Below are 12,083 nucleotides of genomic sequence, written 5' to 3'. Positions count from 1 at the left end.
ACACGGCGCTCGTGTACGTCCGCCCTCGGCAGCTCAGGCCAGCAGAGCGGAAGGCGCCTCGGCAGAACGATTCTGACGAGCAACCTGAACCGCAGCGTGGTCTTGTTCGCCCGCTCGATAGCGTCCCGTTGGCCGATCCACTGCGAGGTGACGGACAGGGGGATGCCGGCAAGAACGGTCAAGAAGGAGTCCTCCGGTCAGCTCGGAACTTCCCGTACGCACCCCCGCTCAAGAACGTGCACAGAACCTTGAAGCAGCTCCAGACTGGCACCCGGGTTTCGCCAGACCATCCACTCGCGGCGTCCGTCGGGCAGGATGGGACACCAATGAGAGGCCGGAGCGCCGCTGATCCCGGCTGCTGCAGTGATACGAAGCCACTGGATGGGGTGGAGAATTCATGGTCAATCAAACGATCTACCTCGACCTCGACCGACGCGATCGACGTTCTCGGAAGATCCATGTTCGGGCCTACCGGTGGTTCGCCACGGTCGACCTCGACCGCGACGGCTACGTCGATGCCCTGACGGCGCGAGGAGACGACCCCAGTTTGCCGGCCGACTACACGGAGGCGGTCAACAGGGCGTACAGCACGTCCATCGACCGACTTTGGTACGACGGCTATACGGGCAGCTTCCTTTGGAGCGGTGGACCAAGCTCGGTCACCCTGCACGTTCCCTTCCCCCATGTCCGGGCTGTGGTCGAAGCGCTGCGCCTTGCCGAGCTCGACCACGACTACACCGGGCTTCACACACTTGCCGACCAACTGGTGCTCCCCGTCGAGGACTGGCTTGCCCCTGGCGAACGGGAACTGGTCCGTGGAATCGATTTTGCGCCCCCACCCAACGCGTTCCTGCGCTTCCTGCGCGGCAAGGCTCAAAAGCTCGGAGTGCGCCTCAACGGTCGCGCGACTTCCGGCAGCGTGTGGGTTCGCCCGACGCTGCCGCCTGTAGAGAAGCAGAGGCGGGAAATCTTCCCCGAGCGGTACTCCGAATCCGTAGACCGATGGACCGGGTACGTCGAACGGGATGACGTGCCTTTCCGGCCTTGGGTGGGCAGCAGAGGTCAAAACCTCAGTTACGGCGCGGTTCCCGTCCAGTTCCGCCGTGTTGAGACACCAACCAGCGTCGCCTGCCGGTGCGGGATGAGCCTGCAAGATGCATGGGACCGAGGGAAGGAGCACTCCATCCACCACGCGGCTTGGGCGCTCGGCATCCAGGTGCCCAAGAACCTGGAGTGGCGGACCAACTTGGCCGTTGTGACGACCGAGTCACCGATCGCTTGGCGGAAACTGGCCTACCAGGTGGCGCGGGTACCGCAGAGGGAAAACCACTATGACTTCAACTCTTGGTCCTACCTTGAGGAGCCTGAGCCGACCCCGGATAACGTGCGGGCGTACCTATTGGAGGCCAACGGGTACGTCATCGGATACCTGACTGCCGACGACACCAGCCAACACGTCCGTTGGGATCTGATCGCCAAGTCGAAGCATGGCGGCCGGGATGACACCCTACGCCCGCGCGTCGGCCTAATCTGGGTGGCAGACGTATACCGTCGACAGGGTATCGGTGCCACGCTCGTACAGGCCCTCGCCGATGACTTCGGGTGCCCAATCGCCGACGTGTCCTGGCAGAGCCCCCTCAGTGAATCCGGTCGACACCTCGCACGTCGAGTCTCGCCCGAGGGCATCTGGGTCAGCTGACATGCCAGGAGCTCCGCATCTGGAGCTCCCTTATACCTTGTCAGCCAAGCGGCCCGAACACTGGTGTCGGTCGCCTTCTCGAAGGCCGCACATCTCGTCCCAGTCGCGCTGACCTCACACATCCGAATCGGCTGGTGGGGCTACGATCGATCCACTCGACTACTGGAGGGGCAACATGGTCGGAGACCAGGAGCGAACCTGCGGGCGGCCGACGCGCGCCGGCAAGCCGTGCCGCGTTCGCATATCCGGCTCGGATGTCGCCTGCGGTACGCACGCGACGGACGAAGATCGCGCAATAGCGAAGGCGCATCAACAGGGCTGGAGCGAGGGGTACAAGGTCGGCTGTGAGTCTGGAGCCAGTTCATCAAAGCTGAAGATCGAGTGGCTGGAGCGGCGGGTCAAGGAACTCGAGCAGCGGATCGACGAGGCCACTCGCATCTACGAACTCGGCGGTGATCAGGTCGTAGATGTCGGTGGGTACGCATACCGGTGGCGAGGTGGTGATCACCTCAACGTGGGCGACCGAGTACTGCTTCCGGAGAACTACGTGAGCCGTATGAAGAACGGCCCGGGACCGGTGATTGGTGTGGTCACTGCGCTGGGTACGACGTATCGGGGCGCGCTCTCCTCCATCATCGGGCGGGCGCCGGCGGAGGCGTAGAACACACCGGTAGCCCTGAAACGATCTCCTGAGTCGTGCGCCCCGACCGCGCTTGGTCGGGGCGCACATCACGTCTTGCGACCTACTCGTCCAGTTCCTGCAGCGGGATCGGCGCGTCGAAGACATCAACAACGAACTCCGAAGTCCCGCTGCCTTCGAAGTCTTCGTCGCGGTTGCTGTGAAGCAAGCTGTGGACCCTGACCCAGTGCCCCTCCGCGCTTGCGGTCGCCGCTGCCTTGAGCGCGCCGCGGACTGGCCCGTGGCCGCCAAGCAGCTGCTTGCTGGTCCAGGTGCTCAGAAGCTTCACCTCTGCCGGTAGCTCCCACGAACGCGGCTCAGCGCTGGCCGGCACGGAGACCTCATCGCTGAGCAACTGGACCACCCAATCGACATCGCCGTCCGTACCGCGCTCGTTCGACATGCGGATGCCGAGCCCGATCATGTAGGCGCCCTCAAGGTAGTCCTCGAGCTCATCGTCGATCTTGCTGAAGTAGACGGCATGGCGGACGATGTCGATCGGCCCGTATTCGGTGAATGTGCCTGCCTCAGGTGCGCACTTGTCCTTGAGCCTGCATAGCCCTGCGGGGCTACCAAGGTGCGGTCAGAACAGCAACGGGGTTGCCCGTCCTCGTCACGGACCGCGACCAGTCCTGGTTGCAATTCTGGTTGCATTCACCCCCGCCCGGGGGCGTTCAGTGCCCGACCGGCGCTTCATTCGACCGCAGGTCGGGACACCTACGGCTGCCCCCGGGCAGCCGTACGAACATTTGCTAGGCGTGCACCCTCAACCATCCTGCGGCGATGGAGAATCCACCGGTGGAGGCAGCAAGGAAGGTGAGGGCGAACACCAGGGCGTCGGCCGTCGAGGACATGGTGGCGGGGATCGCCAGGAGGACGAGGCCCGCGAGGAGGAAGCTCCCGACGGCGATGGCACCGGCGGCGGCTACGGTCGCATACCCCTGCGGAGGACGACGACCAGGCGCTCGATGACGTCCGGCCGGGCCGCGCCGAGGTCGATCAGGAGGACACCGGTTTCCTTGACGAGGCGCCAGTCGATGCCGAGGGAGGGGAGTTTCACCTCGGCGGCGTGCAGGACGGCCTGGAGGTCGTCGAGGATGTCGGCCGCGTTGCGACGGTCCTCGGCCGTGATCTTGTCGATCATGCTGCTCATGGGGCATCTCACAGTTCGGTGTTCGTGATCCAACGCGCTTCGGTGTCCCACTCGATGCCCCCGCCGAGGGGCCGGAGGAAGACGCTCCCGTGCTGCCACCCCATGAAGGCGGCCCAGCACCCGGAGCGGACGTCGAAGACCCGCTCGCCGATGGCGGAGGGGCGGTAGGGCTCGACCGGCGGCGCTACCCGTCGCGCGGGCGGCGCCGCCGGGGCGATGACGTGGTCGGCCAAGCCGGCCTCCGGGATGGAATCGCCGCACCGGGGACACCGGCAGGGCGGAAAGCTCCGCTGGAGGATGATGCTTTCGCCAGATTGAGCGTTAGTCATATCCACGGAATAACTCCCTCTCTGTTGTTAACCCCTCACCAAGGGTGGCCAATTGCGCTTAGCATCGGAAGAGGTTCACTTTGACATCCGGCACTGTGGAATGGCGTGATGACCATGGCGCAGCAGGAACTTGAGCAGACCCCCACCCCGAACGAGGCCATCGGCGAGCAGCTCCGCCGCTTCCGCAAGGCGAGGGGTCTCACACAGGTCCAGCTCGGGAAGCTGATCAACTACAGCGACTCGCTGATCTCCCTGATCGAAACAGGGGAGCGCCCCGCCCCGCTCAAGCTCCTCCGACGAGCCGACAAGGTGCTCGACACCTGCGGAGCGCTTGAACTCCTGTACTGGAGCACGAAGAGCAGCACTCTGATCGGCGGATTCGTCGCCTACCTCGAACACGAGGGCAAGGCCACTGCCTTCAAAATCTACGAGTTGAACGTCATTCCCGGATTGCTCCAGACACGCGGATATGCCGCAGCGATCATCCACGCCGAAGCCCGACGGGGCGAGATCCCCCAGGACAAGGTCAGCGAACGCCTGAATGTCCGAATGGCGCGGCAAGCCGTTCTGTATCAGGATCCCGCTCCCTCCTTCCACATCGTCATGGAGGAGAGCTGCCTGCGGCCTGTCGGTGGACCCTTCGTCATGGCCGAACAGCTTCGTCGCCTGGAGAGCGTTGCCGCGATGCCGCATGTCACGCTGCAGATCGCACCGTCCAGCCTCGGCGAGAACCTCCCGACGGTATGGCCGTTCACGCTCCTGGCCTCTCCGAAGCACACGTGGATGGCCTACCTTGAGACCATCCAGCGGGGCTACGTCGAGCGTGAGGACGAAGGCGAGATCCGCTCCCTCGCAAGGACTTACGATTGGCTACAGGCCCAAGCCCTCTCATGTGCGGACACTCTGGCTCTCATCCGCACGCGTCTCAAGGAGTTCCACGCCATGTTCCCCATCGCGGCCGCCAAGCCCGGCTCCTGGCTGAAGTCCTCCTACAGCAGCGGTGGTGGCAACTGCATTGAGGTCGCCCCCGGCCACCCGGGCATCCTCCCCGTGCGTGACAGCAAGGACCCTGCTGGCCCGCAGCTCGCCTTCGGCACGGACGCCTGGGAGTCCTTCATCGCCGGGATCAAGTCCGGCGAGTTCGGCTCCGTCTGACTCCGCCGCCTCACAGGGGGAAACGCCTTGCGGCCAGTTGCTGATCCGGCTCCGCTGGAGTTCGCCTTACTCGGCGCGCTGCGGGTGCAGCGCGCCGGGATGACCATCGAGCTGGGGGCTCCTCGGCAGCGGGCGGTGCTGGTGTCGCTCCTCCTGCGGCCGGACTCCGTCATCGCGACCGACCAACTGGTCGACGACTTATGGGGCGACGAACCGCCCGGATCTCCCGTCGTCGCCCTCCGCTCCTACATCTCCCAGCTGCGCAAGCTCCTTGAGCCCGTACGCGAGAAGCCCTCCCTCCTGCTCTCCCAGTCCGGTGGCTACCGGATCGCGGTCGATCCGGACCGCATCGACCTCTGGCGCGTCAGGCAGCTCCATGAACTCGCCGGGAGCCACCCGCACCAGGCCCGGGAACACCTCTCCGACGCTCTCTCGCTCTGGCGCGGCGAGCCGCTCGCCGACCTGCCCGGCCCCCTCATGGAGCGCGAACGCCAGCGCCTCGCCGAGCTGCGCCTCACGCTCCAGGAGGAGCGTTTCGCGCTCGACCACTCCCCCGATCACCTCCGGGAGTTGGAAGCGCTCGCCGCCGAACACCCCTTCCGTGAACGCCTCCAGGCCCTCCTCATCCGCAGTCTCCACCGCAGCGGCCGCACCGCCGAGGCCCGCACCGTCTACGCCTCGCTCCACTCCCGCCTGATCGAGCACCTCGGGATCGAGCCCGGGCCCGAGGTCACCGCCCTCCGCCAGGAGTTGGATCCTGATCAACTCCCCAATGATCCGGCCCACTTCACCGGTCGACAGGCCCACGTCGCCGACATCGCCCGCGCCTTGACCGACCGCACCACCAGCACCGGCCTGCGCCTGGTGACCGTCACCGGCATGGCCGGCGTCGGCAAGACCGCCCTCGCCGTGCGCGCCGCCCACGCCCTGCGCCCGGACTTCCCCGACGGCCGTCTCCACGCCGACCTACGGGGTGCCGACCTCGTCCCCGCCAGCGCCTCCGACGTCCTCGCCGACTTCCTGACCACTCTGGGCATCCGCCCGTCCGCCGTGCCCCAGGACCTCCCCGGCCGCGCCGCGCTCTTCCGCACCGTCACCACCGGCAAGCAGCTGCTCATCCTCCTCGACAACGCCCGGGACGACGCCCAGCTCCAACCCCTCCTCCCCGGCTCCTCCGACTGCGCCGTCCTCGTCACCAGCCGCACCGCGCTGCCCGGCATCCCGTCCGTCCTGCGGATCGCCTTGGACGTGTTCAGCCCCCAGGAGGCGATCGGCCTCCTCGACTCGGTCATCGGCGCCGCCCGGCGGTCCGCCCAGCACTCCGACGCCGAGCACCTGGTCGAGGCCTGCGGCCGCCTCCCGCTGGCCCTGCGGATCGCCGCCGCCCGGCTCGCCGCCTCCCCGGACCAGCCGATCGCCGACCTCCTCCGACGCCTGGCCGAGGACCGGGAGGGCCTCGCCGAGCAGGTCTTCGCGCTCAGCTACCGTCTCCTCCCCCCACCTCTGGCCACCGCCTTCCGCCAATTCGCCTGGGTGGAGCCGGACATCGCCCTGGCCTCGGCCGCCGCCGTCCTCGACCTGCCCGAGCACGAGGCGGAGCACCTCGCCGAGGCGCTGGTCGACCAGGCCCTGCTGGAGTCGGTCGGCCCCGGCCGCTACCGCTTCCACGACCTGGTACGGGCCTTCGCCCGCCGGACGTCCCTGCGCCTCGACGAGGCCGAACGCACCACCGCCCACCACCACCTGCTGGCCCTGCTGCTCACCCGCGCCCGTACGGCCTTCGCCCTCGCCGTCCCCGGCGACCCGGTCGCCGACGTCTTCGGCGGACCGGCTCCCCACCCGGTCTTCACGGACCTGCCGGACGCCCGCCGCTGGGCCCGGGCGGAGACCCCCGGTGCCGTCGCGCTGGCCGCCGCCGTCGCCTCGGGCGCCCCGGATCCCACCGCCGTGCGCTCCGCCGTCGACCTGCTGGTCGCCCTGAGCCCGCTGGGCCTGGGCGCCTTCGCCGGGCGGGCGGAGGAGGCGGCCCGCCTCCTCGTCGCCGCCTCCGAGGGCTGCCGTGACCGCGCCGCCGAGGGCCGCGCCCGGTTCCTGCTCGGCACCGTCCTGCTCGGCCGGGCCCGGCTGGACGAGGCCGCCGAGCAGGCCCGCGAGGCCGCCCGGGCCTGCCAGGAGGCGGACGACCCGGCCGTGCTCCGGCAGGCCCTCAACGACCTGGGCCTGATCGCCCAGGCCCAGGCCCGGCACGAGGAGGCGATCACCGCCTTCGACGCGGCGGCGGCCCTCGCCCACCGCCTCGGCCACCGTTCCGGCGCGGTGGCCAGCACCGCGAACGCCGCGCTGTCCCGGGTCCGCAGCGGTCACGCCGGAGAGGCCGCGGACACCTGCCGTCGGCTGCTGTCCGAACCGGGCGGCGCCGACGCGGCGATGACCGCCTACGTGCACTACGTCCTCGGCCTCGCCCACCAGGAGCTGGGCCAACTCGAGGACTCCGCCGATCAGTTACGCACCTGCGTGGACCGCGCGGGCCACGCCGGGGACCAGGACCGCGAGTCGGCGGCCCGGAGCCGGCTGGCCGAGGTGCTGCGCCTGCTCGGGCGGGTCGAGGAGGCTGTCGACGAGGCGACCCGGGCCCTGCGGCTCGCAACGCGAGGTGGGCGACAGCGCGAACGCGCTCTCGCCCACCTGGTGTTGGCCCATGCGGTGGCCGCCCGCGGCGACCACCGCACCGCCCGTACTCACGCGGCGCAGGCGCACCGACTGCTCAGCGGCCTGGGCGCCCCGGAGTCCGCCGACGCCCGGTCACTGCTGACGGCGCTGGCCACCGCCGACGGGTCCGTCACCGCCGACGGATCGGCCGCCCCCGCCGGAGCGGTCACCTCTGCCAGATGATCAACCCCGTCCCGTTCCAGGCGACCTTGTTCGCCAGGCACTGCACGTCCGCCGACCCCCCGCAGGCCGACGGCGGTGCGGCCGGCGAGCCGTGCCGTACGGGATCCCCCGCCGCCACGGCGAACAGCCCGGACACCCCCGCCAACACCACCGCACCGGCAACCGCGGCACGGGCCCGGCGGGCCGCCATGCTTCGTAACACTTCCTGCTCCTCGCTCACGTGGGACTGCTGGACTCAAGCGCCCGCACGTTCGCAGCACCCGGTAGACAGCCGGTCAACACCCTGCCCCCGCGGCCCCCGGGCGGACGTTGGCAGTCCGTCTACCGCCCCTCGTGATCATTGAGCCCGGCACCGGGCCGCACCGGAGGCGTCAGGGAATCCCCGCCCTGACGCCTCAGCGGTGTTCAGCGCCTCGGCGGCCCGCTCTCAGCAGCCTCCGCTCGCTGGCCCCTGCTCAGTGCCCTTCCTCGACCGGGAACGCCCCGGTGGCCCAGTGCAGTCGCGCCGGGCCGCTGCTCGGCCGGTCGTGGTGCAGGTGGCGGCGGCCCTCGCCGAGCGGGCCGAGGTCGAGCGGGGCCAGGGTGCCGACGGCCAGGGCGGTGGACTCCTGGCCGGTGAGCGGTACGACCGTCAGGTAGGAGGCGTCGTCACCGCCCGACCAGTCGGTGAACTCGGTGCGGATCCAGCCGAACCGCTGCGCGCAGGCCAGGCAGCGGCGGATGGACACCGAGAAGTGGGGGTCGGCCACCACGGCCGCCTCGTACGCGAAGCCCTCCCGCTGGCGCGCCCAGACCGCCTCCGGGTCCTCCCCGTAGCACGCCGCGCAGCCGAACGCCCAGTACCCTCCGGCCCTTCCGCTCACACCGGCACCCTTCCCTCGTCGCGCTGCTCCGTCCGGGCCCGTCCGGTGGTGGTCCGGCCGGGCCCGCCGTTCAGCCTACAAACGCTCAGCCCCAGTTGCCGACCAGCGGCTGGTCGCCCCAGTTGCCGAAGCGGGTGCCGTAGACGGTCAGGGTGCCCTCCTTGGACGAACCGTAGAAGCTGCGGTCACCGGGCCGGTAGACGCCGAAGGTGTCGGTGCCGGTTCCGTCCCAGTCGCCCTTGATCGGGATGTCGCCGGTGTTGCCGTACTGGAAGGTGTGGTCGGCCTGCCCGCCCGGCGTGTTGGTGTCACGCAGGTAGAACGTCCGGCTGTTGGGATCGTAGGCACCGATGGTGCTGCGGCCGCTGCCGCTCCAGTTGCCGACCAGCGGGGTCCACCCGGGGTTGCCGAACTTGAGCGAGTAGGTGGGGTTCGCGTTGTCGTCGCTGAGGTAGAAGGTCTGGTCGCCGGGGCGGTAGACGCCGACGGTGGTGCGGCCGGTGCCGCTCCAGTCGCCGACCACCGGGAGGTCGCCGGTGTTGCCGTACCGGTACGTGCTGGTGCTGCCGTCCGCCTTGGACAGGACGAAGGTGGACGTCGCCCGGTGGTAGACGCCGATGGTGTCGGTGCCGGGGCCGTTCCAGTGGCCGGTCAGCGGGACGTCGTCCGCGTCGGTGAACAGCGCCGAGGTGCCGGAGGCGCCGAGGAAGACGTCGTTGTGGCTGTTCTCGCTGACGCTGCGGTCGCCGGGCCGGTAGATGCCGACGCCGGAGGCGGCCGGGGTCGGCGTGGCGTTGATCACCGCCGTGCCGATGGCGCGCTGGCGCTGGGTGGTGAGCGGCCATTCGGCGCCCTGCTGGGAGTTGAGCCAGCGGAAGTTCTGGAGGTAGACCACCCGGGGGTGCTGGGCGGCGATGGCGCGGTAGTCGGCGTTGTTGGCCGCGATCTGGGCGTCCGAGAACGGCCCGCAGGCCCCCAGGCCCTGGCTGAACGACTCCGGGAACATCACCAGGTGCTGGTCGGGCGAGGCCAGGGCCCCCTGCAACGCGGCCAGTTCCTGTTCCAGGGTGCCGCGGCCGGGGCAGTAGTCGTCGAAGCCGACCAGGTCGACGCCGCTCGGCACCGGCGAGGTCAGGTGGGCCGTGTCCGTGGTGTAGGCCAGCATCTTGCCGGGGAAGGCGTCCCGGACCTGGTTGACCTGGGTCTGCACCTGGCCGGCGTCGAAGCCGTGGTAGTAGGGCTCGTCCAGGGTGTAGATCGCGGACAGCTTGTCCAGGTTGCCGCCGACCCGGGTGGCCAGCCCGGCCAGCGCCGCCGGGGCGTCCGGGTTGGGCTTGCTCACCGGCCAGTTCGGGGTGGCTGTCGCGACCTGCATGCTGACGTCGATGACGCAGGAGGCGGGGCGGCAGTAGTCCAGGAAGCCGGCGTAGCGCGGGTCGCTGAGGTCCTGGCCGATGAAGTTGTTCATGTTGGTCCAGGGGAACAGCTCGGAGCTGTGGTCGACGCTCTGGTTGTCCTTGTCCGGGTCCATGACGTCGAAGTAGCCGTAGTAGTCCAGCCCGCCGAGCATACTGACCCGCAGGTCGTCGGCCGTGGTGACGGTGCCGGGGGTGCTGCGCTGCGCGCCGAGGTGCAGGTAGCCGTCCCGGGGCAGGGCGGCCGGGGTCTGCCCGGCGAAGACGGTGGTGCCGTCCACGGTGACGACGGCCTGCCGGGCGGCGCCGACCGCGAGGGTGAGCGCGACGTCGTGGGTGCCGGAGCCGGCCGGGACGGCGGCGCTCAGCAACGGCAGCGGCGTACCGCCCTGGTAGAGCGTGAGCGTGCCGTCGGCCTGGAGCCTGAGGCCGAGGGCGACGTCGTCGGTGTCCACCGCGCCGGTGGCGCCGGAGGCGTTGCTGACCAGCAGGGTCGCGGCGTCGGTGCCGCTGGTGCGGCCGACGGCCGGGGTCAGCCGGGCGTGCACCGTGTAGGAGCCGGACAGGTCCGCGGTGGCGGGCTTGTTCAGCCGGACGGCGGCGGTGCCCTGGGGGAAGGACAGCGCGTCGGGCGCGGCGGGGCTGTTGACCCGCACCGAACCCGCCGGGGGCGTCGCGGCCAGGCCCTTGGTGCCGGACACCGCCGTGTAGTTGGCCGAGACCAGGGTCGGCTGGCGGGCGCTCAGGTCGTCGTTCAGCCCGTCGTCGCTGCCCGCCGGAGCGCCGTCGAAGGTGTCCATGAAGGGCTTCGCCGCGGCCGTCGCGGCGGCGTCGATCCGGCTGACGTTCACACCCGTGCCGTTGCCGTCGCCGAAGGTCGTCAGCTCGCCCGGGCCGGACAGGTACGCCCCCAGGGAGAGGAACGCGCTGCTCGGCCAGCGGTTGACCGACCCGGGGCCGGTGACGGTGAACGCGGTGCCGTTGACCGTCAGGGTCACCGCCCGGTCCGCGCCGGTCGACACCTTCACCGAGACCGCGTACCGGTCGGCCGGGGCCACCGAGCCCTGCCAGAACGGGGTTTCGCCCCCGCCGCCGTGGAACAGCGCCAGCTTCCCGGCCGAGGTGACCGTCAGCCCCAGGTCCACGTCGCCGCTGGTGACGTACCCGTTGGCACGGTGGCTGCGACTGAGCACCAGCGAGGCCCAGTCACCGCTGGAGGTGTCCCCCACCGCCGGATCCACCACCGTGGAGACGGTGTACGTCCCGTCGGTGTCCGCGATCACCGGAGCGCCCAGCATGACCGCCGAGATCCCGGTGGTGAACACCAGCCGGTTCGGCTGGTCCGGGGTGCTGACCTGGACGTACGAGGAGTCCGGCGCCACCGAGGTGTCCCAGCGGCCGGAGGTCCTCGTCCAGGAGACCGTCCGGGCGCTGCCCTGCTGGCGCTGGTCCAGGCCGACGTTCAACCCGCGCAGCGGCGCGGTGTTGAGCGCCGGGCTCTGCCGGAACGAGTCGGCGAACGGGCCCGCGGCCGTGAGGTTCACCGGCACCGGGGGTGCGGCGGTGGGTGCGGCGGTGGGTGCGGCTGCGGGTGCGGCTGCGGGTACGGCGGCGGGTACGGAGGTGAGGGCGGCGGCGGGTACGGCGGCGAAGCCCGCCGGTGCCACGGCCAGTCCGACCAGCACCGCCGCGGCCGTCAGGCCCCGGCCGGTGCGTCTTGTGAGTGTCACCGAGTCAACTCCCGGTCGTCGGAGCGGTCGGCACCGGGTCCGGGCCGCCGCAGGGGCGAGCGGCCCGGGCGTGCTCCCGCACACCGGTCCCTCCCCCCGCCGGGATGGTAGGCGATGTGTGCGAACGGCCGTGGCCGGTTACCGGATTCGGTACCGGCCCCTTCTCTT

Annotated in this window: 10 protein-coding genes; 4 read left to right on the top strand and 6 right to left on the bottom strand. The window is 70.1% G+C overall.

All coding sequences use genetic code 11. The features are described 5' to 3' along the window. Positions 1–397: 397 nt before the first annotated feature. Together ACFV8H_RS18150 and ACFV8H_RS18145 are read left to right on the top strand one after the other, a co-directional pair. Complete coding sequence (locus tag ACFV8H_RS18150; protein WP_380400856.1) at positions 398–1,699, top strand: GNAT family N-acetyltransferase; 1,302 nt, start codon at positions 398–400, stop codon at positions 1,697–1,699. Between the two features lie 175 nt (positions 1,700–1,874). After that, positions 1,875–2,360, top strand: coding sequence for a hypothetical protein (locus ACFV8H_RS18145; RefSeq protein ID WP_380400854.1), 486 nt, complete (start codon positions 1,875–1,877; stop codon positions 2,358–2,360). Positions 2,361–2,442: 82 nt separating this feature from the next. Here the strand turns inward: ACFV8H_RS18145 and ACFV8H_RS18140 are convergent, their stop codons facing one another. The 3 genes from ACFV8H_RS18140 to ACFV8H_RS18130 all read right to left on the bottom strand — a co-directional run bounded on the left by ACFV8H_RS18140 (position 2,443) and on the right by ACFV8H_RS18130 (position 3,764). Next, positions 2,443–2,802: a hypothetical protein gene (locus ACFV8H_RS18140; RefSeq protein ID WP_380400852.1), complete on the bottom strand. Its 360-nt coding sequence runs from the start codon at positions 2,800–2,802 to the stop codon at positions 2,443–2,445. 501 nt (positions 2,803–3,303) lie between these two features. Continuing rightward, positions 3,304–3,531 (bottom strand): hypothetical protein, encoded by a 228-nt coding sequence (locus ACFV8H_RS18135; protein ID WP_380400850.1) that lies wholly within the window; start codon positions 3,529–3,531, stop codon positions 3,304–3,306. Positions 3,532–3,539: 8 nt separating this feature from the next. Further along, positions 3,540–3,764: a hypothetical protein gene (locus tag ACFV8H_RS18130; protein ID WP_380400848.1), complete on the bottom strand. Its 225-nt coding sequence runs from the start codon at positions 3,762–3,764 to the stop codon at positions 3,540–3,542. 204 nt (positions 3,765–3,968) lie between these two features. Here ACFV8H_RS18130 and ACFV8H_RS18125 point away from each other — a divergent pair, with 204 nt between their 5' ends. Both ACFV8H_RS18125 and ACFV8H_RS18120 read left to right on the top strand, forming a co-directional pair. Next, a complete protein-coding gene (locus tag ACFV8H_RS18125; RefSeq protein ID WP_380400846.1) occupies positions 3,969–5,015 on the top strand; it encodes a Scr1 family TA system antitoxin-like transcriptional regulator in 1,047 nt (348 codons plus the stop codon). A 27-nt stretch (positions 5,016–5,042) separates the two neighbouring features. After that, positions 5,043–7,907 carry a BTAD domain-containing putative transcriptional regulator gene (locus tag ACFV8H_RS18120; protein WP_380400844.1) on the top strand — a complete coding sequence of 955 codons (2,865 nt, stop codon included), beginning with the start codon at positions 5,043–5,045 and terminating at the stop codon, positions 7,905–7,907. Here the strand turns inward: ACFV8H_RS18120 and ACFV8H_RS18115 are convergent. The 3 genes from ACFV8H_RS18115 to ACFV8H_RS18105 all read right to left on the bottom strand — a co-directional run bounded on the left by ACFV8H_RS18115 (position 7,891) and on the right by ACFV8H_RS18105 (position 11,915). Then, a complete protein-coding gene (locus tag ACFV8H_RS18115) occupies positions 7,891–8,109 on the bottom strand; it encodes a hypothetical protein (RefSeq protein ID WP_380400842.1) in 219 nt (72 codons plus the stop codon). The genes ACFV8H_RS18120 and ACFV8H_RS18115 overlap by 17 nt on opposite strands. Positions 8,110–8,362: 253 nt before the next feature. Continuing rightward, complete coding sequence (locus tag ACFV8H_RS18110) at positions 8,363–8,770, bottom strand: hypothetical protein (RefSeq protein WP_380400840.1); 408 nt, start codon at positions 8,768–8,770, stop codon at positions 8,363–8,365. 85 nt (positions 8,771–8,855) lie between these two features. After that, positions 8,856–11,915 (bottom strand): hypothetical protein, encoded by a 3,060-nt coding sequence (locus ACFV8H_RS18105; protein WP_380400838.1) that lies wholly within the window; start codon positions 11,913–11,915, stop codon positions 8,856–8,858. Positions 11,916–12,083: the final 168 nt, after the last annotated feature.

Origin of the sequence: Kitasatospora sp. NPDC059827 (assembly GCF_042731675.1) — a bacterium.
Classification (GTDB): Bacteria; Actinomycetota; Actinomycetes; order Streptomycetales; family Streptomycetaceae; genus Kitasatospora.
This window is presented reverse-complemented; position numbering and strand designations above follow the sequence as displayed.

Bases quoted from the DNA above. Each gene is read 5' to 3' on its own strand.
- ACFV8H_RS18150 (WP_380400856.1), top strand. From the start codon at position 398: ATGGTCAATCAAACGATCTACCTCGACCTCGACCGACGCGATCGACGT.
- ACFV8H_RS18145 (WP_380400854.1), top strand. From the start codon at position 1,875: ATGGTCGGAGACCAGGAGCGAACCTGCGGGCGGCCGACGCGCGCCGGC.
- ACFV8H_RS18140 (WP_380400852.1), bottom strand. From the start codon at position 2,802: ATGATCGGGCTCGGCATCCGCATGTCGAACGAGCGCGGTACGGACGGC.
- ACFV8H_RS18135 (WP_380400850.1), bottom strand. From the start codon at position 3,531: ATGAGCAGCATGATCGACAAGATCACGGCCGAGGACCGTCGCAACGCG.
- ACFV8H_RS18125 (WP_380400846.1), top strand. From the start codon at position 3,969: ATGACCATGGCGCAGCAGGAACTTGAGCAGACCCCCACCCCGAACGAG.